The organism is Streptomyces sp. NPDC050085 (assembly GCF_044460595.1).
Lineage (GTDB): Bacteria > Actinomycetota > Actinomycetes > Streptomycetales > Streptomycetaceae > Streptomyces.
This window is the reverse complement of sequence record NZ_JBITJZ010000017.1, coordinates 86,598-107,380: the sequence shown is the minus strand read 5'-3', so window position 1 is coordinate 107,380 and position 20,783 is coordinate 86,598. Positions and strand designations below refer to the sequence as shown.

Annotated in this window: 22 protein-coding genes and 1 riboswitch; of the genes, 10 read left to right on the top strand and 12 right to left on the bottom strand. The window is 72.6% G+C overall.

The window, feature by feature from the left end; all coding sequences use genetic code 11:
* Positions 1-67: 67 nt before the first annotated feature.
* Genes ACIBUY_RS37625 through ACIBUY_RS37615 form a run of 3 tightly spaced genes read left to right on the top strand, consistent with a single transcriptional unit; the run spans position 68 to position 3,476 of the window.
* The gene (locus ACIBUY_RS37625) at positions 68-865 is read left to right on the top strand and encodes an SURF1 family protein (RefSeq protein WP_365570955.1); all 798 of its coding nucleotides are present in this window, start codon (positions 68-70) and stop codon (positions 863-865) included.
* 56 nt (positions 866-921) lie between these two features.
* Positions 922-2,715 (top strand): glycoside hydrolase family 15 protein, encoded by a 1,794-nt coding sequence (locus ACIBUY_RS37620; protein ID WP_365570753.1) that lies wholly within the window; start codon positions 922-924, stop codon positions 2,713-2,715.
* A gap of 5 nt (positions 2,716-2,720) precedes the next feature.
* The gene (locus ACIBUY_RS37615) at positions 2,721-3,476 is read left to right on the top strand and encodes an SDR family oxidoreductase (protein WP_365570756.1); all 756 of its coding nucleotides are present in this window, start codon (positions 2,721-2,723) and stop codon (positions 3,474-3,476) included.
* Between the two features lie 82 nt (positions 3,477-3,558).
* On the opposite strand, the gene amaP is transcribed toward ACIBUY_RS37615, so the two are convergent.
* From amaP to ACIBUY_RS37590, 5 genes are read right to left on the bottom strand one after another with little or no spacing between them, the layout of a single operon-like run.
* Complete coding sequence (gene amaP / locus ACIBUY_RS37610; protein WP_399155041.1) at positions 3,559-4,146, bottom strand: alkaline shock response membrane anchor protein AmaP; 588 nt, start codon at positions 4,144-4,146, stop codon at positions 3,559-3,561.
* Positions 4,143-4,799, bottom strand: coding sequence for a DUF6286 domain-containing protein (locus tag ACIBUY_RS37605; protein ID WP_399155040.1), 657 nt, complete (start codon positions 4,797-4,799; stop codon positions 4,143-4,145). The genes amaP and ACIBUY_RS37605 overlap by 4 nt, the downstream gene beginning before the upstream one ends.
* A complete protein-coding gene (locus tag ACIBUY_RS37600; RefSeq protein ID WP_365570764.1) occupies positions 4,796-5,140 on the bottom strand; it encodes an iron-sulfur cluster assembly protein in 345 nt (114 codons plus the stop codon). The genes ACIBUY_RS37605 and ACIBUY_RS37600 overlap by 4 nt, the downstream gene beginning before the upstream one ends.
* A gap of 3 nt (positions 5,141-5,143) precedes the next feature.
* Entirely contained in the window at positions 5,144-5,329 is a 186-nt protein-coding gene (locus ACIBUY_RS37595; protein WP_127830364.1) for a hypothetical protein, read from the bottom strand.
* 40 nt (positions 5,330-5,369) lie between these two features.
* Positions 5,370-5,840 (bottom strand): Asp23/Gls24 family envelope stress response protein, encoded by a 471-nt coding sequence (locus tag ACIBUY_RS37590; RefSeq protein ID WP_365570767.1) that lies wholly within the window; start codon positions 5,838-5,840, stop codon positions 5,370-5,372.
* Positions 5,841-5,960: 120 nt separating this feature from the next.
* On the opposite strand from ACIBUY_RS37590, the gene ACIBUY_RS37585 reads away from it, so the two are divergent.
* Complete coding sequence (locus ACIBUY_RS37585; RefSeq protein ID WP_399155039.1) at positions 5,961-6,701, top strand: nucleopolyhedrovirus P10 family protein; 741 nt, start codon at positions 5,961-5,963, stop codon at positions 6,699-6,701.
* A gap of 21 nt (positions 6,702-6,722) precedes the next feature.
* Here ACIBUY_RS37585 and ACIBUY_RS37580 read toward each other — a convergent pair whose 3' ends face one another.
* From ACIBUY_RS37580 to ACIBUY_RS37565, 4 genes are all read right to left on the bottom strand, one after another.
* A complete protein-coding gene (locus ACIBUY_RS37580) occupies positions 6,723-7,514 on the bottom strand; it encodes an enoyl-CoA hydratase/isomerase family protein (RefSeq protein ID WP_399155038.1) in 792 nt (263 codons plus the stop codon).
* A 148-nt stretch (positions 7,515-7,662) separates the two neighbouring features.
* Entirely contained in the window at positions 7,663-7,887 is a 225-nt protein-coding gene (locus ACIBUY_RS37575; RefSeq protein ID WP_365570776.1) for a helix-turn-helix domain-containing protein, read from the bottom strand.
* Between the two features lie 364 nt (positions 7,888-8,251).
* Positions 8,252-9,850: a ribosomal protection-like ABC-F family protein gene (gene abc-f, locus ACIBUY_RS37570; protein ID WP_365570779.1), complete on the bottom strand. Its 1,599-nt coding sequence runs from the start codon at positions 9,848-9,850 to the stop codon at positions 8,252-8,254.
* 96 nt (positions 9,851-9,946) lie between these two features.
* Positions 9,947-10,777, bottom strand: a complete 831-nt coding sequence (locus tag ACIBUY_RS37565; RefSeq protein ID WP_399155037.1) for a hypothetical protein — start codon at positions 10,775-10,777, stop codon at positions 9,947-9,949.
* 215 nt (positions 10,778-10,992) lie between these two features.
* Between ACIBUY_RS37565 and ACIBUY_RS37560 the strand changes: the two genes are divergently transcribed.
* Positions 10,993-11,880, top strand: a complete 888-nt coding sequence (locus ACIBUY_RS37560; protein WP_399155036.1) for a neutral zinc metallopeptidase — start codon at positions 10,993-10,995, stop codon at positions 11,878-11,880.
* 7 nt (positions 11,881-11,887) lie between these two features.
* Here the strand turns inward: ACIBUY_RS37560 and ACIBUY_RS37555 are convergent, their stop codons facing one another.
* The 3 genes from ACIBUY_RS37555 to ACIBUY_RS37545 all read right to left on the bottom strand — a co-directional run bounded on the left by ACIBUY_RS37555 (position 11,888) and on the right by ACIBUY_RS37545 (position 15,281).
* The gene (locus ACIBUY_RS37555; protein ID WP_399155035.1) at positions 11,888-13,276 is read right to left on the bottom strand and encodes a hypothetical protein; all 1,389 of its coding nucleotides are present in this window, start codon (positions 13,274-13,276) and stop codon (positions 11,888-11,890) included.
* A gap of 102 nt (positions 13,277-13,378) precedes the next feature.
* The gene (locus ACIBUY_RS37550) at positions 13,379-14,506 is read right to left on the bottom strand and encodes an alpha/beta hydrolase (RefSeq protein ID WP_365570789.1); all 1,128 of its coding nucleotides are present in this window, start codon (positions 14,504-14,506) and stop codon (positions 13,379-13,381) included.
* A 109-nt stretch (positions 14,507-14,615) separates the two neighbouring features.
* Positions 14,616-15,281, bottom strand: a complete 666-nt coding sequence (locus ACIBUY_RS37545) for a class II aldolase/adducin family protein (RefSeq protein ID WP_399155034.1) — start codon at positions 15,279-15,281, stop codon at positions 14,616-14,618.
* Positions 15,282-15,484: 203 nt separating this feature from the next.
* On the opposite strand from ACIBUY_RS37545, the gene ACIBUY_RS37540 reads away from it, so the two are divergent.
* From ACIBUY_RS37540 to ACIBUY_RS37520, 5 genes are all read left to right on the top strand, one after another.
* A complete protein-coding gene (locus ACIBUY_RS37540) occupies positions 15,485-16,225 on the top strand; it encodes a lysozyme (protein ID WP_399155033.1) in 741 nt (246 codons plus the stop codon).
* A gap of 214 nt (positions 16,226-16,439) precedes the next feature.
* Positions 16,440-17,687: an inorganic phosphate transporter gene (locus tag ACIBUY_RS37535; protein ID WP_365570798.1), complete on the top strand. Its 1,248-nt coding sequence runs from the start codon at positions 16,440-16,442 to the stop codon at positions 17,685-17,687.
* Positions 17,688-17,703: 16 nt separating this feature from the next.
* A complete protein-coding gene (locus ACIBUY_RS37530) occupies positions 17,704-17,925 on the top strand; it encodes a hypothetical protein (RefSeq protein ID WP_365570801.1) in 222 nt (73 codons plus the stop codon).
* A 171-nt stretch (positions 17,926-18,096) separates the two neighbouring features.
* A riboswitch (cobalamin riboswitch) is annotated at positions 18,097-18,168 on the top strand.
* Positions 18,169-18,247: 79 nt separating this feature from the next.
* Positions 18,248-19,183 (top strand): cobalamin biosynthesis protein, encoded by a 936-nt coding sequence (locus ACIBUY_RS37525; RefSeq protein WP_399155052.1) that lies wholly within the window; start codon positions 18,248-18,250, stop codon positions 19,181-19,183.
* Positions 19,184-19,197: 14 nt separating this feature from the next.
* Positions 19,198-20,709 (top strand): cobyric acid synthase, encoded by a 1,512-nt coding sequence (locus ACIBUY_RS37520; protein ID WP_399155051.1) that lies wholly within the window; start codon positions 19,198-19,200, stop codon positions 20,707-20,709.
* The last annotated feature ends 74 nt before the right edge of the window (positions 20,710-20,783 follow it).

Here is a 20,783-nt window from a genome sequence, read left to right as displayed (position 1 = left end):
GGCCGGCACCAGGCCCCCTCGGGACCCTCCCGCAGGGGGCCGAACCATGCCGAGTACCGTCAATGGGGTGTACCGCTTCCTGTTGACCCGGCAATGGGTGATCCTCACCCTGCTGGCCCTCGTCCTCATCCCCACGATGATCCGGCTGGGCATCTGGCAGATGCACCGCTACGAGGAGCGCGCCGCCCGGAACCAGCTGGTCTCCGACGCGTTGAACGCCAAGCCCGTGCCCGTCGAGACGCTGACGAAGCCGGGGCACACCGTCACCAGCGGCGAGCGGTACCACTCCGTGACGGCGACGGGCCGCTTCGACACCGACGACGAGGTCGTCGTGCGCCGCCGCACGAACTCCAACGACGAGGTCGGCTATCACGTGCTGACCCCGTTCGTCCTTGCCGACGGCAAGGTCATGCTGGTCAACCGGGGCTGGATCCCGGACGACGACACCGACCAGTCCACCTTCCCCAAGATCCCCGCACCGCCCGCGGGCGAGGTCACCGTCACCGGGCGGCTGATGCCCGACGAGACGACCGCGGCCAGCGGCATCAAGAACCTCAAGGGCCTGCCCGACCGCCAGATCATGCTGATCAACAGCAAGCAGCAGGCGGACCGGCTCGACCGGCAGGTGCTCGGCGGGTACGTCGCGCAGACCGCCCCCGACCCGAAGGGCAACACCCCGGAGCTGATGGGCAAGCCGGGCAAGGAGGACTCCGCGCTGAACTTCGCGTACGCGTACCAGTGGTGGCTGTTCTCCGCGGCGGTCCCGGCCGGCTGGGTGATCCTGGTCCGCCGCGAGCTGCGCGACCGCCGCCGGAAGGCGGAGTCGGAGCAGGCCGCGCAGGAGAGCGCGCCCGCCGCCGTGTGACCCGTCCGGCGGCGGCGTCGTGATTGCCGCGCCCGACCGCCGGGAACCCGCACCGCGTGCACCCACACATCGAGGACTACGCCCTCATCGGCGACGAACAGACCGCGGCCCTGGTCGGCCGGGACGGCTCCGTCGACTGGCTCTGCCTGCCCCGCTTCGACTCACCGGCCTGTTTCGCCGCGCTGCTCGGCGACGAGGAGAACGGGCACTGGCGGCTGGCCCCGAAGGACGCCGGTGACTGCACCCGGCGCGCCTACCGGCCCGGTTCGCTCGTGCTCGACACCGAGTGGGAGACCGGCGAAGGCAGCGTCCGCGTCACCGACTTCATGCCACAGCGGGACAAAGCACCCGATCTCGTACGGATCGTCGAGGGGGTGAGCGGCCGCGTCACGATGCGCGGCACCCTGCGCCTGCGGTTCGACTACGGCCACGTCGTGCCCTGGGTGCGCCGCTGCGACGGACACCGCGTCGGCGTCGCGGGCCCCGACTCCGCGTGGCTGCGCAGCGAGCCCGAGGTGCGGACCTGGGGCGAGTCGTTCGGCACGCACTCCGAGTTCACCGTCGAGGCGGGCGAGAGCGTCGCCTTCGTACTGACCTGGCACCCCTCGCACGAGCCGCGGCCCCGCCTCGTCGACCCGCACGAGTCGCTGCGCAACAGCCTGGAGGACTGGCAGGCCTGGTCGCAGCGGTGCAGCTACCAGGGCCCGCACCGGGACGCCGTGCTCCGCTCCCTGCTGACCCTCAAGGCGCTCACGTACGCGCCGACCGGCGGCATGGTCGCGGCGCCCACCACCTCGCTCCCGGAGGAGATCGGCGGCGTACGCAACTGGGACTACCGCTACTGCTGGCTGCGCGACTCCACCCTCACCCTGAACGCGCTGCTCTCGGCCGGATATCTGGAGGAGGCCGAGGCCTGGCGCGACTGGCTGCTGCGCGCGGCCGCCGGTGATCCCGCGAAGCTGCAGATCATGTACGGCCTCGCGGGCGAGCGGCGGCTGCCCGAACAGGAGCTGGACTGGCTGGCGGGCTTTCGCGACTCACGCCCCGTCCGCGCGGGGAACGACGCCGTACGCCAGCTGCAGCTCGACGTGTACGGCGAGGTCGTCGACACCCTCGCACTGGCCCGCCACGCCGGGCTCCCCGACCAACCCCACGCCTGGCGGCTGCAGTTGGCACTCCTGGACTTCCTGCACGACGCGTGGCAGCAGCCCGACGAGGGGCTGTGGGAGGTGCGCGGGCCGCGCCGCCACTTCGTGCACTCGAAGGTCATGGCGTGGGTCGCCGCCGACCGCACCGTGCGCGCCCTGGAGGACCATCCGCAGCTGCCCGGCGACCTCGACCGGCTGCGCAAGCTGCGCGAAGCCATCCACCAGGACGTGTGCGACCGCGGCTACGACGCCGAGCGCGGCACGTTCACGCAGTACTACGGCTCCACGGAACTCGACGCGGCGACGCTGCTCATCCCCCGCGTGGGCTTCCTGCCGCCGGACGACCCGCGGGTGATCGGCACGGTCGCCGCGGTGCGCGACGAGCTGGCGCACGACGGTCTCGTACGCCGCTACAGCACCGACCACCACACGGTCGACGGCCTGCCGGGGCAGGAGGGCACGTTCCTCGTCTGCTCGTTCTGGCTGGTCGACGCGCTGCACATGACGGGGCGCGCGAAGGAGGCGCGGGAGCTGTTCGAGCGGCTCGTGGCGCTGCGCAACGACGTGGGTCTGCTGGCCGAGGAGTACGACCCCGTCTCCGGGTGCCAGCTCGGCAACTTCCCGCAGGCCTTCAGCCACATCGGCCTGGTGACCAGCGCGCTGACCCTGTTCGGCGCGGGCGCGGACGGAGAGGCAGGATAGGGGCCATGGATCTTGGACTGAAGGACCGTGTCTACGTAGTCACCGGCGCCACCCGGGGCCTGGGCAACGCCGCCGCGCGCGAGCTCGTCGCCGACGGCGCGAAGGTCGTCATCACCGGACGCGACGAGCAGAAGGTCAAGGACGCGGCGGCCGCGCTCGGCCCGAACGCGTTCGGGGTCGCCGCCGACAACGCCGATCCGCGGGTCGCCGAGCGACTGATCGCGGTCGCGCGCGAGCAGTTCGGCGGCTTCGACGGCGTACTCGTCAGTGTGGGCGGGCCCGCGCCTGGGCTCGTCGCCGACAACACCGACGAGCAGTGGCAGTCGGCCTTCGAGTCGGTGTTCCTGGGCGCGGTCCGCCTGGCCCGGACGGCCGCGGCCGAGCTCGGCGAGGGCGGTGTCATCGGGTTCGTGCTGTCCGGCTCCGTGCACGAGCCGATCCCCGGGCTCACCATCTCGAACGGCCTGCGGCCCGGGCTCGCCGGGTTCGCCAAGTCCCTCGCGGACGAGCTGGGTCCGCGCGGGATCCGGGTGGTGGGCCTGCTTCCGGCCCGCATCGACACGGATCGCGTCCGCGAGCTCGACGGGCTTTCGGCCGACCCGGCGGCGACCCGGGTGGCCAACGAGTCGCGGATTCCGCTGCGGCGGTACGGGACCCCGGCGGAGTTCGGCCGGGCCGCCGCGTTCTTCCTGTCGCCCGCTGCTTCGTATCTGACCGGGGTCATGCTGCCCGTCGACGGTGGGTACCGGCACGGGTTCTGATCGTCTCGGTCGTGGGCACGGGACTGCGTCCCGTCGATCGCCCTTCGGGCTCGTCCTCAAACGCCGGACGGGCTTGAATGTCTCAACTCACCCTCTCCGCACGGTGCTTGACCGCCCGCAGCCGGACCTCCGCCGGGAGGCTCGCCAGGCCCGCCGAGTCCCTCGCCTGGGCCAGCGACTCCTCGCTGAGCAGGTGCAGGGCCTCGCCGGGGGCGGCGTGGGGTTCCAGGGTGAGGCCGACGCGGGCCCGGGGGGTGGAGCGGCGGCCGGTCAGGGCGACACCGGCGCGCTCCACTCCGTCGAGCGCCTCGGCGGCGCTGACGAGCACGCCCTCCAGCGCGCGGCCACGCAGCAGCGCGCCCTCGCCGTCGCCGGTGTCGACGAGCACCTCGGTGAGGCGGTGCCGCCGCAGCTGCGCCACCAGCCACCACAGCGCGAGCAGCACGACGGCGCCGAGCACGGCGATGACCGTCGGCCACCACCAGCCGTCGTCGCGCCAGCGGTTGCGGTCCGCGACGCTGAGCAGGACGTCCCGTTTCCCGTCGTGGATCCACCAGGACGGGGGCTTCACCCCGAGGCCGACGGCGAGCACCGAGCCGCCGCCGACCACGAGGACGAGGCCGAGCAGTCCGAGCACGATCCGGTTCACGGTTCCGATCACGCCGCTCATCCCTTCCGGCCGGGGCGCGCCACGTGCACCGAGAGCGCGGGCGCGGCGCCGAGCCCCAGCTCCCTGATGCCGTCGGCGAGCGAGGCGTCCAAGTCGGCCCGTACGTCGTCGAGTTCACGGAAGTGCGAGACCGCCCGCACCTCCACCTTGGCCCGCTTCATCCGTACGCGGACGGACTGCACGCCCGACACCTCCATGGCCCGGTCGCGCAGCACCATCGCGGCGGCGTCCCGGTGCAGGCCCGCGCGGACGTCGGCGTGGGTGCGCCGCATCGGCAGCAGGCCGCGCAGGCCCGGGGTCGCCGCGAGCACGATCAGCCAGAGGCCGAGGGCGACGGCGAGGCCCGCGCCGACCAGGACGGCGGTGTCGTCCAGGCGCCGCTCGGCCAGCTCCCGGGCGAGGCTGCGCCGCCAGTGCATGGCCGGGCGTCCCGAACGTACGGCCGCGATGTCGTACAGCAGCACACCGACGCCGCCGAGCAGCACCAGGGAGGCGAGCGCCGCCGGGACGCGGCGGGCCGACCAGAAGCGGCCCGGTCTCTCCTCGCCCTCCAGGGTGGGGTGCGCCGCGTAGGACGCCGCGGACGCCGACTGGTCGCCGAGGTCGCCCCCGGCCCGCTCGACGACGGGCAGCGCTTGCGTGGGGTCGCTCACCGGATCCTCCCCCGGTCCGTACCGCGCGTCTGCGCCGAGTGCAGCCGCTCCACCTGGACGGCCACCTCCGGCACTTCCATTCCCGCCAACGCCCTTACCCGCTCGGCGACTTGGCGACGCACGGCACCGCACTGGGCGCCGATGTCCGCCGGGTAGTCGAGCTCCAGGCTGATCCGGACCCGGGCGGTGTCGTGGTACACGGTGACCGTGGCGTGCGGGGGCGCTCCCTCGTCCGGAACCGCGTCCAGTGCCTCACGTGCCGCGTACGCGGCGATCTTCGCGACGACCCGGTCGGCGATCCGGGTCGCGCCGCGCTCGGCCGGCGCGACCTGTGCCGCCACGGGTCACCGCCGCCGGTCGCCGCGCGTACGGAAGAACTCGCCGGGTTCCAGGTCCCCCTCGAGGAACCGCCCGGCGACGAAGCCGATGGCGCCGAGCGCCGCCACCAGTAGGAAGGCCCCGAAACCGCCGAAGTATCCGGCGAACCCCAGAGCCATGCCGGCGATCATGCCGATCACGGCCAGATTCATCGTGCGCTCCTCCTACGTGCCCTCGTTGCGGACCCGGACGTCATTGGAGCCGTGACTCCGGCTCTTCGTCCTCCTCGTCCGGCAGCTTCACGTCGCTGACGGCGATGTTCACCTCGACGACCTCGAGCCCGGTCATGCGCTCCACGGCCGCGATGACGTTCTCCCGCACGTCGCGCGCGGTGTCCGCGATCGACACGCCGTACTCGACGACGATCTCCAGATCGAGCGCCGTCTGTACCTCTCCGACCTCGGCCTTCACGCCGCGCGACACGGACTTCGACCCGCCGGGCACCCGGTCGCGGACCGCGCCGAACGTACGGGACAGGCCGCTGCCCATCGCATGGACGCCGGCCACGTCGCGCGCCGCGAGACCGGCGATCTTCTCGACGACGCCGTCGGCGATGGTGGTCCGTCCGCGGGTGGCGGGGTCGCCGCCGCCCCGCTTGGTCACGTTGGTCTTGCCCGCGGGGGCCGCGGGCGTCTCGCCCGGCTTCTGCGCGGTGTCGCTCATCGGGCCGTCCCCTCTATAGAGGTGCGATCTCAGGTGCGATCTCGGTGGGGTGCTGCTTTCTTTTGCCCACATTAGGGGCGGTTACCCGAAGCCGCGCCCGGGATGGGGCAGCCTGGGGCAATGACAGTGGACCGATGGGCACAGGCGGTGCGTCAGCAGCTCGGGGTCGGCAGGGTGCTGCCGCTGGGCGGGCCGGGTGACGGGGCGTGGATCGTGGAGCCGGCGGCGCAGGACGCGCTGCGGCGGGCGGTGGCCGGGGACCGCGGGGTGCGCCTGGGTGCGCTGCGCCTGGGCCCGGCCGATCCCGAGGGGACGTACGAGTCCACGGTCCCGGCCCCGCCGAGCGCGCTGCCGGCCGGGCCGCTGCGCATCGAGGCGGAGTGTGCGGCGACGGTGGACGAGCCGTTGCCGGTGGCGGCGGCGCGGCTCAGAGCGGCGCTCTCGCAGGCGGCCGCCGACCGGCTCGGGCTGCTCGTGACGGAGGTGGACCTGCAGGTGACGGCGCTCCTTGACGAGGCCCCCGACCCGGAGGCGGCCCCGGAGCGGCCCGAGCCGGAGGAGCAGGAGGAGCAGGAGTCCACCCTGACGGGTGACGAGGGCCGTGTCGCCCGGGCGGCTCTGTCCGTCCCCGGGGTCTCCCGCCTGACCGGCGTCCTCGGCGGCATCGGCCGCGCGATCCACATCGAGGAGCGGGCGGGTGCGGGGGCGCTCCCCCGGCGTCATGTGCGGGTGGAGCTGGCGGTGGGTCCTGGGCATCGGGCCCTGGACGTGACGGGGGTCGTCCGCGAGGCGGTGGCCACCGCACTCCCGGACGACCCCACGGTCTCCGTACTGGTCACCAGTACATCGGGGCGGCCCTAAGGCCTAAGACCGGTGTCCGGCCTAGTCGCCGAGGCCCGCCAGATCGCGCAGCCGGCGCCCCTGTGCGGCCCGCTCCGCGACGTACTGCTCCTGCTGCGAGCGCCCGGAGACGCCCTGCAGCAGCGCCTTGGTCTCGATCACGGCGTCCCGGGGCGCGGCGAGGAGCGCGGCGACCAGGTCGTGGGTCGTCGCGTCGACCTGGTCCGCGGCCACGGCGACGTTGGCGAGGCCGCTCGCGACGGCCTCCTCGGCGTGGACGTAGCGCCCGGTGACACAGATCTCGAGCGCACGCGCGTAGCCGACGAGGGAGACGAGGGGATGCGTGCCGGTGAGGTCGGGGACGAGTCCGAGGCTGGTCTCGCGCATGGCGAACTGCACGTCGTCGGCGACGACGCGCAGGTCACAGGCGAGGGCGAGCTGGAACCCCGCACCGATCGCATGCCCCTGGACCGCGGCGACGGACAGGATGTCGCTGCGCCGCAGCCAGGTGAAGGCCTCCTGGTACTCGGCGATCGTGGAGTCCAGGAACTCCTCGCTGCCGCGTGCCATGTCGATGAAGGACGGCTCGCCGTCGAAACCCTCGGGCGTGAACGCCTGACGGTCCAGGCCCGCGGAGAAGGACTTGCCCTCGCCGCGCACCACGACCACCCGCACGGAACCCGGCAGGGACCGCCCGGCCTCGGTCAACGCCCGCCACAGAGCGGGACTTTGGGCGTTGCGCTTGTCCGGGTTGGTCAGGGTCACCGTGGCGATCGCGTCGTCGACGGTGAGCCGGACGCCGTCCTTGTCGAGCAGCGGTGCGGGCGTGGTCATCTGGACCTCCGGGTCTGCGCAGTCGAGCACTTCGTAAGTGACTGCACAGTAACCACCCGGTCGGTCACGCGACCGACCGGGTGGTCACCGAAGGAACCAGTGAGCCGAACGAACCGTGCTGCGGCCCGCGGGGAGCGGGCCGACCGCGTCAGCCTGCCGCGGCCTTGTTCTTGCCTCGCGTGGCCCCGCCGCGACCTCGCAGCGTGACCCCGGACTCGCTGAGCATCCGGTGCACGAAGCCATACGAGCGGCCGGTCTCCTCGGCCAGCGCTCGGATGCTCGCACCGGAGTCGTACTTCTTCTTCAGGTCTGCCGCGAGCTTGTCGCGCGCGGCGCCGGTCACCCGGCTGCCCTTCTTCAGAGTCTCGGCCACCCGTGCCTCCTCATGGGAAGTGCGCTCTGGATTTCCCATGATCACCCCTTGCGGGCTTCCTGGCCACCCATTCGGCAAGGTCTATAGGCGCGCAATTCCGTGCCGGAAGGCGATCCACACGAGTGGAATTCGAGGTTCCGGACCCCTTTCGGGACACCCGGAACCACTCGTACCGAAAAACCGCCAGGTCAGCGACTGCCCAGGCGCCCCAAGGGCTCCATGGCCCGGGTCGGCGCAAAATCCGTGTAGGACACACCCCGGTACGAGGCGATCTCACTCAGATGAAGGATCACGGATCGGCCGAATGATCCATACGGAGTGGATCAGCCATTCGATCAAGCAGTGCTGACGCCCGCGACGGTCCTTACGCGAGGGCCACGAGATCCGCGTAACCCTGACCCCACAGGTCCTCGACGCCGTCCGGGAGCAGGATGATCCGCTCCGGCTGGAGCGCCTCGACGGCGCCCTCGTCGTGCGTGACGAGGACGACGGCGCCCTTGTACGTGCGCAGCGCGCCGAGGATCTCCTCACGGCTGGCCGGGTCGAGGTTGTTCGTGGGCTCGTCGAGGAGCAGCACGTTCGCCGCCGAGACGACGAGCGTGGCGAGGGCCAGGCGCGTCTTCTCGCCGCCGGACAGGACCCCGGCGGGCTTGTCGACGTCGTCGCCGGAGAACAGGAACGAGCCGAGCACCTTGCGGACCTCTACGAGGTCGAGGTCGGGGGCCGACGAGCGCATGTTCTCCAGGACCGAGCGCTCGGGGTCGAGGGTCTCGTGCTCCTGCGCGTAGTAGCCGAGCTTGAGGCCGTGGCCCTCGACGACCTCGCCGGTGTCGGGCTTCTCGGTGCCCGCGAGGAGGCGCAGCAGCGTCGTCTTGCCCGCGCCGTTCAGACCGAGGATGACGACGCGGGAGCCCTTGTCGATGGCCAGGTCGACGTCGGTGAAGATCTCCAGCGAGCCGTACGACTTCGACAGGCCCTCGGCCATCAGCGGCGTCTTGCCGCAGGGGGCGGGCTCGGGGAAGCGCAGCTTGGCGACCTTGTCGCTCTGGCGCACGGCCTCGAGGCCCGCGAGGAGCTTGTCGGCGCGCTTGGCCATGTTCTGCGCGGCGACCGTCTTGGTGGCCTTGGCGCGCATCTTGTCGGCCTGCGCGTTCAGCGAGGCGGCCTTCTTCTCGGCGTTCTGCCGCTCGCGCTTGCGGCGCTTCTCGTCGGCCTCGCGCTGCTGCTGGTAGAGCTTCCAGCCCATGTTGTAGACGTCGATCTGCGAGCGGTTCGCGTCCAGGTAGAAGACCTTGTTGACGACCGTCTCGACGAGGTCGACGTCGTGGGAGATCACGATGAAGCCGCCGCTGTACGTCTTCAGGTAGTCGCGCAGCCAGACGATCGAGTCCGCGTCCAGGTGGTTCGTGGGCTCGTCGAGGAGCAGGGTGTCCGCGTCCGAGAAAAGGATGCGGGCGAGCTCGATGCGGCGGCGCTGACCACCGGAGAGGGTGTGCAGGGGCTGGCCGAGGACGCGGTCGGGGAGGTTGAGCGCGGCCGCGATGGTGGCGGCCTCGGCCTCCGCGGCGTACCCGCCCTTGGTGAGGAACTCGGTCTCCTGGCGCTCGTACTGCTTGAGCGCCTTGGCCTGGGTGGCGCCCGAGCCGGTCGCGATGCGCTGCTCGTTCTCCCGCATCTTGCGCATCAGGGTGTCCAGGCCGCGGGCGGACAGGATGCGGTCGCGGGCCAGGACGTCGAGGTCGCCGGTGCGCGGGTCCTGCGGCAGGTAGCCGACCTCGCCGGAGCGGGAGATGGTGCCGCCGGCCGGGATGCCCTCACCGGCCAGGCACTTGGTGAGGGTCGTCTTGCCCGCGCCGTTGCGGCCGACGAGTCCGATGCGGTCGCCCTTGGCGACGCGGAACGTGGCGTTCTCGATGAGGATGCGGGCGCCGGCGCGCAGTTCGATACCGGATGCGGTGATCACGGGGAAGCTCCAGGAATTATCAACGGCTGGATTGACAGGGCGAGGGCCGGTCGGCGCCGCTAATGCACCCAGAGAAGGAAGGTCATACGAGCCAGTTTAACGGTGGGATGCAAGCTCTTTTCCCGCGCCTTCGGGCCGCGCGCGGCCGGGCATCTCGTTGCCCAGGGGCGTGCGCCGCGGGGCGATCCGGCCGAGGCTGTCGACGGCCACGATCCGCTCGCTCCACGCGACCTCGTCGTCGGTGCCGTCGGTGCCGTCGGTGCCGTCGGTGCAGGGCTGGGCGATCAGCAGTGCGGTGCCGCGTCGTACGTGGGCGGCCGGTTCGAAGGCACAGCCCGCGCGCGCGGGCAGCACCCAGCGCAGGTCGCCGTCCTCGGTGCGGTAAGCGGCGATGCGCCGCGGCGTGACGACGGCGAGCATCCGGCCCGCGGGGTCGAGGGGCTGCAGGACTCCGGCGCCGCCGCGGGAGCCCGCCGTGCGCAGCCAGGGTCCGGCGTCCGGGACCGCCCGGTGCCAGCGCACGGCACGGCCGTCCGCGCGTGCGGTGTCGGTGACCATGCCGTCGCTCCACAGGGCGAAGGCGTGTCCGGGGGCGGCGAGGACGGCGAGCGGGCGCTGTCCCGTACGGGTGTGGCGCCAGCGCACCGTGGTGTCGTACGCCTCCACGGCCCCGGCCGAGGTCCTCAGCAGGGGCGCGGGCCCGCCGGTACGTGCGGCCACGCGCGCGAGGTGGTCCCCGTAAGGGGCGGGGCGTACGTGGTGGGCGGCGGTGGCCAGCGGCAGTGCCAGCAGGGCGGCGAGCAGCGGCAGGACGAGCGCGGCGCGGGGGCGGCGGCGGGGCGCGGGCTGCGGGGTACGCAGCGGGCATGCGCTTTCCCGTAGGGGGGCTGCTGTTTCTGTCGTCAGGTCGAGCGGAACGACCGCCACCGTGCCCCCTTGTTCACTCTTGTTCACTGTCTGTGCACTGTCGGCCGGGAATCAGGCGCAGAGCGTAGCGGCGGGCGCGGCGGACGGGTTCGTGCGGCGGTGACGACACGGCGGGTGCGGCGGCGGGCGTCCCCCGTTCGGCCGCCGGATCAGGCCCCGACCGCAAGGGGCGTAACAGGATGAGAGGTGCGAATCCCTGCGAGAGGGCGGTGGGCATGCAGTTCGACGACGACGCCAATCTGGACACCTCCGAGGTCCAGGACGTACGCGGCAGCCGGATCCCCGGCGGCAAGGCGACGATCGGCGGCGGCCTGGCCGGGCTGATCGCCCTGTTCTTCGGGCTCTTCTTCGGCACGAACGAGTTCGGGCTCTCCTCCAGCGACACCGGGGCGCCCGCGACGACGGTGTCCAGTGCGGCGCAGGTGCAGCAGCAGTGCCGTACGGGATCGGACGCGAACGCCAAGGAGGACTGCCGGATCGTCGCCGTGGTCAACAGCGTGCAGGACTTCTGGCGCCAGGAGTTCCCGCGCCGGCAGGGCACGTACCGGCCCGCGTCCACCGTGTTCTTCACCAACCAGGTGACCACGGCGTGCGGCCGGGCCACCTCGGCGGTCGGCCCGTTCTACTGCCCCGGCGACCAGAAGGTCTATCTGGACCTGGGGTTCTTCAACGAGCTGCGGACCAAGTTCGGTTCGAGCGGCGGGCCGTTCGCGCAGGCCTACGTCGTGGCGCACGAGTACGGGCACCACGTGCAGAACCTGCTGGGCACGCTGAAGAAGTCGCAGGACGGGCGCACGGGGCAGAACAGCAACGCGGTGCGGGTCGAGCTGCAGGCCGACTGCTACGCGGGCGTGTGGGCGCACCACGCGACGACGACGCCGGACGAGTCGACCGGCAGGCCGCTCATCACGAGCCTGACCGACGCGGACATCAGGGACGGCCTGGACGCGGCCGCGGCCGTCGGCGACGACCGGATCCAGGAGAAGTTCCAGGGCCGGGTCACCCCCGAGTCCTGGACGCACGGCTCGGCGCAGCAGCGGCAGCAGTGGTTCTACCAGGGGTACCGCACCGGCGACATGGCGCAGTGCAACACGTTCCGCTGAGGCTGCTTCACGCCCCGCCGGTGTGGACCTGGAAGGCCGCGCGGCGCACGGCCTTGGCGAGTGCCGGGTCGGGGTGCGCGGCCGCGAGCGCGACGAGGACCTGGACGGTGCGCGGATGCCCCACGGCCCGGACCTCTTCGAGGAGCGCGGGCACGGTGGGCTGTACCGCGGACTCCAAGTGCCGTACGAGCAGGGGGGCTTCGCCGTGGTCGGCGACGGCCGCGGCCGTGTCGACCCACAGCCACGTGGCCTCCTCGCGGGTGAGCACGGTGTGCACGTCCTCGGGGTCGGCGCCCTCGTACTCGGCGAGCCACAGCAGGGCGTAGGCGCGCAGGGCCGGCTGGTCTGCGGCGCGGCGCACCTCGGGCTCGGCGGGGGCGCCGACGACGCGCAGCGCTTCGAAGGCGAGGCCGCGCAGCAGGGCGTCCTCGCCCCGGGCGGCGTCCAGGAGTTCGGTGATCGCGCTGCCGACGTCGCGGGCGGCGAGCCAGGCGCGGTACTCGGCGCGCGCCGCGTTCGGCCGGAGCCGGGCGCAGCCGCGCAGCATGTCCTCGGCGGCGACCTCGATGTTCCCGGCCGGGGACTGGGCGGCGACGCAGATCTGCTCCAGCTTGACCCAGACCGCCCAACTGCCCAGCGGGGTAAGGGTGGCGTGCCCGTCGGCACAGGTGAGCGCGCCGACGGAGGCGAGGCCCGCGAGGGCCCAGTCGAGCAGCGGCAGGAGCGGGGTGTCCTCCGGCGGGACCGGCTCGGGCTGCGGCCCGTAGGGGATCTCGCAGCGCTCGGTGCGCAGTTCGAGGACGCGCTGGTCGAGGAGGTCGAGGAGCTGGGCGGCCGCGACCGGGCCCGCCATCAGCTGGCAGAAGGAGAGCAACTGCGGGACGGCCTCGACGACTTCGGCGACCGCGGCGGGTTCCAGGGTGTCCGGCGCCGGGTGGACGAGCGACCAGGCGTCGAACAGGGCGACCCAGCCGCGCAGCACGGCGGTGTCGTCGCGGTCCCAGACGCGCAGGCGCCAGCCGGGGCGTGCGCTGTCGCCGTGCACCTCGACGAGTCCGGCGAGGCGCGCGGTGTCCCAGTCGGCGCGGACCTGTTCGGGGGTGAGCCCCAGGTCGTCGGCGGCGCGGCGGGCGGTGTCGTCCGAGAGGGTGCCGAGGCCGTCGCGCGTGGCCGTGTCGTTGCCGGGGCTGAGCGTGGCGTCCGCCCAGCGCGCCACGCGGACGGCGGCGGCCAGGCCCTGCCGGGCCGTGCGGGCGAGTTCGGCGGGGGGCGGGGTGCCCTCCGGGGGGCGCGGCGCAGGGCGGCGGGCTGCTGCGCGCGGGGCGGCGGCGGCCAGGGGCTGGCGGCGCGGGCGGACAAGTCGGAGCCTGGAGTCGCGCGGGGTACGGGACGTCACTGGAGCAGTGTCCAGGGTGACCCCGCGAATTCCCAAACGGGAGCTTCTGTTCGGTGTTCGGCTTGTGGTTCGCCGGGAGCCCGAAGGAGACTCCGCGGCGCGTCACATGAGGGGGGTGAGGAAGCGCCTGAGCGCCTCTTCGTAGCCCTTCGGGTCCACGTTCCACATCGCGTTGTGCGGGGCGTCGTCAACCGTGTGCAGGGTCACCAGGTCCGGCCGCTGGGCGGCCAGTTGACGGGAGAGCGCCCAGGGGGCGACCTCGTCGTCGGGACCGTGCAGGATCAGCGTGGGGACCTTGAGGGCGCCGGGCTCCGCGGCGGCGGAGAGGCTGTCGCCGCTCAGACCGGTGCGGCCCTGCGCGGCCCGGACCGCGAGCGGGAGCAGGGCACCGGGTGTGCGCCGGGCGCCGGCGAGGGCGCGCAGCGTCGCCTCCCAGGAGAGCACCGGGGAGTCGAGGACCAGGCCCCGGATGCGCTCGCGCAGCGGGGAGTGCGCGGCGGCGTGCAGGGCCATGGCGGCGCCGGTGGAGAAGCCGTGCACGATGACGTGCCGGGCGCCGTAGCGCACGGCGTAGCGGATCGCGGCGTCCAGGTCGCGCCACTCCGTCTCGCCGAGGTGGCTCAGGCCGTCCGGGGAGCGGGGTGCGCCGAGGTCGCCGCGGTAGGCGAGGTCGAGCACCGGGAACCGGTGGTGGTGCAGGAACTCCATGAGGTTCATGGGGTGTTCGCGGGTGGTGCCGAGGCCGTGCACGGTGATGACCCAGGTGTCGCGGGCGCCGGGCAGGAACCAGGCGGGCAGGGCGCCGAGTTCGCCGGGCACGTCGATGTCGGCGTGGTCGAGGCCGAGCGCGGACTTGGGGTCGCCGATGTGCACCTGCGGGGTCAGCCAGGCGTGCATGCCGGGTTCGAGCGTGCCGTGGGTGACGCGCTCCAGGCGGCGTACGACGGTGTCCGCGGCGTGCGGCGCCGACTCGATCACGGGCCCGACGACGGCGTGGTAGCCGTCGCCCGCGAGCCCGTACGTGCCGGGGCGCTGGGAGGCCAGGTCGCGGGTGAGGGTGATCTGGCCCGCGGCCGTGGCGTGCACGGTGAGTCTCGGTTCGGTGGGCAGGGGGCGTCCCGCGGGCGCCTTGAGCGCGGCGTCGCTGGCCAGGCGGCCCGCGGCGATCGCGGCGGCGGAGGCTCCTAGCACGGCGGTGACGGCAGCGGCCGTCGCTTTGGCGGTACGCACTCGTCCAGTGTCGGGGGCCGGGCGCGCCGCGGCCAGCGGGACGGTGAACAGGGGTGACTTCCGTGACGGCCGGGACAGAACTCGCGGAGTTTTCGGTGTGCGGCGACTGCTACGCGTTCCCATGCCCCTGCCCGTACCCCCGAAGGCGCTCTTCCACCTCACGCAGCTGCCCGTCGCTCAGGAGGGAGGGGGTGCGGCCGGGGACGGAGTGGGCGGTGAGCCACAGCCGGCACATCCACTCCAGCTGCGCGGTGCGGTCGTAGGCACGGTCGAGCGTGTCCCCGTATGTGATGGTCCCGTGGTTCTGCAGCAGACAACCTGTGCGCCCGGTCAGTGCCGCGAGCATGTTCTCGGCCAACTCTTCGGTGCCGTACGTGGCGTAGGGGGCGACGCGGACGATGCCGCCGAGGGCCGCCGTCATGTAGTGGACGGGTGGCAGCTCCGGCACGAGCGTGGAGACGGCGGTGGCGTGCACGGCGTGCGTGTGCACGACGGCGCGGGCGTCGGTGCGCCGGTAGATCGCCAGGTGCATGGGCAGTTCGCTGGTGGGAACGAGCGTGCCCGTGTGCTGGTCGCCCTCGAGGTCGACGGCGACGATGTCGCGCGGCCCGAGCCGGTCGTACGGGACGCCGCTCGGGGTGACCAGAACCGTGCTCCGCGGCCCCTCCCCCACCCGTACGGAGACATTGCCGGAGGTCCCCACGACCAGTCCGTCGGACACCGTCCGGCGGGCCGTCGCCACCAGCTCTTCCCAGGCCTGCTCCAGTTCCGTCATGGCGCGCATCCTGCCAGCCGCTCCGGCGGCCGGGGGCGGGGGTCGCGGCCGGGTCAGGCTAGTGCGGACGCGGGGCGTCCGGAAGCCTACATATGGGCATAGATCCCCCTCTGACAGCGATTGGCTTGGCTTCGACGGGCAAGAGGGGATCTTCCAGTAGCCTCTGGGAGATTTGTCATGCACGTCGCCATCCGGGGGGAAACATGGCTCGTGATCACAAACCGTCCCGTCGCCGTGCCCGCGTACTCGCGGCGACTTCGGTGGCCGCGCTGACCTTGGGGGGAACCGCACTCGCCGAGCTGCCCGCACAAGCCGCGGCCAGGCCCAAAGGGCACGACGTCTCGTCGCACCAGAAGAACGTCAACTGGTCGAGGGCAAAGAGCAAAGGGGCCCGGTTCGTCTATGTGAAGGCGACCGAGTCCACGACCTACAAGAACCCCTACTTCACCCAGCAGTACAAGGGCGCCCGCAGGGCCGGCATCATCCGGGGCGCCTATCACTTCGCGCTGCCCAACAAGACGTCGGGCAGGACCCAGGCCTCGTACTTCGTGCGCAACGGCGGGGGCTGGACCCGGGACGGCTGGACGCTGCCGCCCGCGCTCGACATCGAATACAACCCGTACGGCGCGGCCTGCTACGGCCTGAGCAAGTCGAAGATGGTCTCGTGGATCACGTCCTTCAGCAACGAGATCAGGCGCAGGACCGGGCGGCGTCCGGTGATCTACACCAACCTCCACTGGTGGAAGACCTGCACCGGCAACAGCCCGGCGTTCGCCGCCAACCACGCCCTGTGGCTCGCCCGCTTCGACGAGAGCGCCGGGGCGCTGCCCGCCGGGTGGAACTACTGGACGTTCTGGCAGTACGACAACAGCGGCCGCCTGCCGGGTGACCAGAATCTCTTCAACGGCTCGACCACCCAGTTGAAGAGGTTCGCCAGGGGGTAGCGGGACGGGGGCCGAAGGTCCTGCGGAACCCATGATTCCGGGGTTGTCGCGGGGTCACTCGGCGCCCGATCCGGAATCGGTGCCGCCGCCCCGCACCGAGCGGAGCGACGGCACTCCGGTTCCGGTCACCGCTGCGCCCTGCCCAGTTCATCTTCCGTTCACCCACATTGCCTACGTTCATCGTGCCACTGACGTCCGAACGAAGCCTGGGTAAATGGAACACATCACGCTGCTCCTCGCGATCGTGATCGTTACCGCGCTGGTCTTTGACTTCACCAACGGTTTCCACGACACCGCCAACGCGATGGCGACGACCATCTCGACCGGCGCCCTCAAGCCGAAGACGGCGGTGGCCATGTCCGCCGTGCTGAACCTGGTCGGAGCGTTCCTCTCGGTCGAGGTCGCCAAGACCATCTCCGGCGGGATCATCAACGAGGACGGCCTCAAGACAGAGGTCATCTTCGCGGCGCTCGTCGGCGCCATCCTCTGGAACCTGCTGACCTGGCTGGTCGGCCTGCCGTCCAGCTCCTCGCACGCCCTGTTCGGCGGCCTCATCGGCGCCGCGGTCATGTCGATGGGCTGGTCGTCCGTGAACGGCGGCACCGTCGTCACCAAGGTGCTGCTTCCCGCGGTCGCCGCACCGATCGTCGCCGGTCTCGCCGCGATGCTGGCCACGCGCCTCACCTACCGCATCAGCAAGAAGACCGACCAGAAGGCGACCGCCAAGGGCTACCGCGCCGGGCAGATCGCCTCCGCCGGCCTCGTCTCGCTCGCGCACGGCACGAACGACGCGCAGAAGACGATGGGCATCATCACCCTCGCCCTGATCACCGGCGGCGTCCTCGACCACGGCGCCAACCCGCCGATGTGGGTCATCGTCTCCGCCGGTCTGGCCATCGCGATGGGCACGTACCTGGGCGGCTGGCGCATCATCCGCACCATGGGCAAGGGCCTGACCGACCTGGCGCCGCAGCAGGGCTTCGCCGCGCAGACGTCCGCCGCGACGGCGATCCTCGCCTCCTCGCACATCGGCTTCTCCCTCTCCACCACCCAGGTCTGCTCCGGCGCCGTGATGGGCTCGGGCCTCGGCCGCAAGGGCGGTGTCGTCCGCTGGTCGACCGCGACCCGGATGTTCATCGCGTGGGGCCTGACCCTGCCGGCCGCAGGGCTGGTCGGCGCGGGCGCCGAGTTCCTCACCAAGCAGGGTCCGTGGGGCGTCGGCCTGACCGCCGCGCTGCTGGTGATCGGCTCGGGCATCATCTGGAAGCTGTCGCGCCGCGACTCCATCGACCACACGAACGTCACGGACGACGAGATCCGCGCCTCCGGCCCGGCCCCCGTCGAGGAGCCCGCGGGCGTCGTGACCACGGCCATCGCCGCGGTCAGCCCGCCGCCGGTGACGATCCCCGCTCCGGCCCCGGCCGCGACCGACCCCGTGCGCCCCGCCGGCGCCACGCTGTAAGGAAGCAGGACCAGCTATGAAGATCGACTGGGCGGCTCTCGGCTCCGTCTTCGGGGTCAGCCTCGTGGTCACCGTGGCCCTCGTGGGCCTGTTCACCCTCGGCATCGTGGGTCTCTCCAAGCGGGAGTCCGCGGCGCAGAAGGGCGGCTCGGCGACGGTCGCCGTCTCGGGTGCCTACCTGTGCTTCGCGCTGTGCGCGGCGGCCGTGGCGTACGGGATCTTCCTGATCGTGGCCTGACGCGTCGCGTGTGTACGTCCCTTGCGGGCCCGGACCTCCAACGGTCCGGGCCCGCAAGGCTTTTCGCGCCGCGTGTGGACCTGCCCACACTCCCCCGCCCCAGGTCAACAGCAAGTTGACGCACCTTCGCGCAGCGTGGTGGACTTCCCTCGCCATATACGGCAGCAGTCCGAGGAAGCCGGTGCGAATCCGGCGCGGTCCCGCCACTGTGAGCCCCCCCTCGGGAGGGCGAGCCAGGAACTCTCGCTGCCGGTCTCGTCGAACCAGGGCGTGGACACCCTGAGTGAGGACAACTACCGCCATGTGCGCCCTGCGCGGCACGGTGCGGACCGGGCGGTCGTTCGCCCTCGGTGCCGCCGCCGGTCTGCTCGCCGACTCCCTGTTCGGTGATCCCCGCCGCGGGCACCCCGTCGCCGGATTCGGCCGGGCCGCCGGTGCCGTGGAGCGGGTCCTGTGGCGCGACCACCGCGGCTGGGGCGCCGTGCACACCGTGGTGTGTGCCGGTGGAGCCGCCGCTCTCGGCGCGGCCGCCGCTCATGCCGTACGCAGGTCAGCCGCCGCCTCTGTCGCGCTGACCGCCGTTGCCACCTGGGCCGTCGTCGGCGGCACCTCGCTGGGCCGGGAGGCGCGGGCCGTCGGGTCCGCCCTGGAGGCCGGGGACGTCGAGCTGGCCCGGGAGTTGCTGCCGCGGCTGTGCGGGCGCGATCCGCAGGGCCTCGACGCCGACGGGATCGCGCGGGGCGTCGTCGAGTCCGTCGCCGAGAACACCTCCGACGCGGTGGTGGGCGCCCTGGTGTGGGGGGCCGTGGCCGGGGTGCCGGGGCTGCTCGCCTTCCGGGCCGTGAACACGCTCGACGCGATGGTCGGGCACAGGTCGCCGAGGTACCGCCGGTACGGCTGGGCCTCGGCGCGGCTCGACGACGTCGCCGGGTGGCCGGGCGCGCGGCTCACCGGTGCGCTCGCCGTGCTGGCGGGCGGCCGTCCGCGCGCGGCCGCGCGGGCCTGGCGGGCGGACGCGCGGCGCCATCCGAGTCCCAACGCCGGGGTCGTCGAGGCCTCCTTCGCGGGGGCCCTCGGAGTCCGGCTCGGGGGCACGTTGTCGTACGCGGGACGGGTCGAGCACCGGCCCCGGCTCAACGCCGACGGGCGAGCGGTGCGGGTCGGGGACGTCGAACGGGCCGCGCGGCTGTCGCGGCGGGTGAGTGTGTTGGCCTTGGGAGTCTGTGTGGGCGGGCGGTTGCTGTGGAGTCGTCGATGAAGGCGATGAAGGCGATGAAGAACGGCGGGCTCCTCGTCGCGGGGACCACCTCCGACGCGGGCAAGAGCGTCGTCACCGCCGGGATCTGCCGGTGGCTGGTGCGGCAGGGCGTGAAGGTCGCGCCGTTCAAGGGGCAGAACATGTCCCTCAACTCGTTCGTGACGCGGGACGGCGCCGAGATCGGGCGGGCGCAGGCCATGCAGGCGGGGGCCGCGCGCGTCGAGCCGAGCGCGCTGATGAACCCGGTGCTGCTCAAGCCCGGCAGCGACCGCAGCAGCCAGGTCGTGCTCATGGGAAAGCCCGTGGGCGAGATGAGCGCGCGGGGCTACCACGGGGCGCGGCAGGGGGCGCTGCTCGACACCGTCGTGGGGTGCCTGGAGGAGCTGCGGTCGAGTCATGACGCGGTGATCTGCGAGGGCGCCGGTTCGCCCGCCGAGATCAATCTGCGGCGTACCGACATCGTGAACATGGGGATCGCGCGGGCCGCGCGGCTGCCGGTGCTCGTGGTCGGCGACATCGACCGGGGTGGAGTCTTCGCCTCGTTCTTCGGTACGACCGCTCTGCTGGCGCCGGAGGACCAGCAGCTGCTCGCCGGATATCTGGTCAACAAGTTCCGGGGCGACGTGAGCCTGCTGGAGCCCGGGCTCGACATGCTGAAGTCCCTTACGGGGAGGGCCACTTACGGCGTACTCCCCTACCAGCACGGCCTCGGCATCGACGAGGAGGACGGGCTCCGGGTCTCGCTGCGGGGCGCCGTCCGGGAGTCCGTGGTCGCGCCGCCCGTCGGACAGGACGTGCTGCGGGTCGCCGTGTGCGCGGTGCCGCTGATGTCGAACTTCACCGACGTCGACGCGCTGGCCGCCGAGCCGGGTGTCGTGGTGCGCTTCGTGGACCGCGCCGAGGAGCTGGTGGACGCGGACCTGGTGGTCGTGCCGGGGACGCGCGGGACCGTGAAGGCGCTGGAGTGGCTGCGCGAGCGCGGCCTCGCCGACGCGCTGGCGCGGCGGGCCGCCGAGGGGCGTCCGGTGCTCGGGATCTGCGGCGGGTTCCAGGTCCTCGGCGAACGCATCGAGGACGAGGTCGAGTCGCGGTCCGGTGTCGTGGACGGGCTCGGGCTGCTGCCCGTACGCGTACGGTTCGCGGTCGACAAGACGCTGGCCAGGCCGGTGGGGTCGGCGCTCGGCGAGTACGTCGAGGGATACGAGATCCATCACGGCGTCGCGGAGGTGCTCGGTGGGGAAGCCTTCCTGGACGGGTGCCGGGTCGGGGCCGTGTGGGGAACGCACTGGCACGGGTCGTTGGAGTCGGACGGGTTTCGGCGGGCGTTCCTCCGGGAGGTCGCGCGGGATGCCGGGCGGCGGTTCGTGCCCGCGCCCGACACGTCGTTCGCGGCGTTGCGGGAGGAGCAGTTGGACCGGCTCGGGGATCTGGTGGAGCGGTACGCGGACACGGAGGCGTTGTGGCGGTTGATCGAGGGCGGGGCGCCGGTGGGGCTGCCGTTCGTTCCTCCCGGGGCGCCGTCGTGAGCGCCGGTCCTGGACGCCGCCCCCGCGGCGGCGCCGCACGTCGACACAGCTCCGCGCCCCTGACGGGGCGCCCC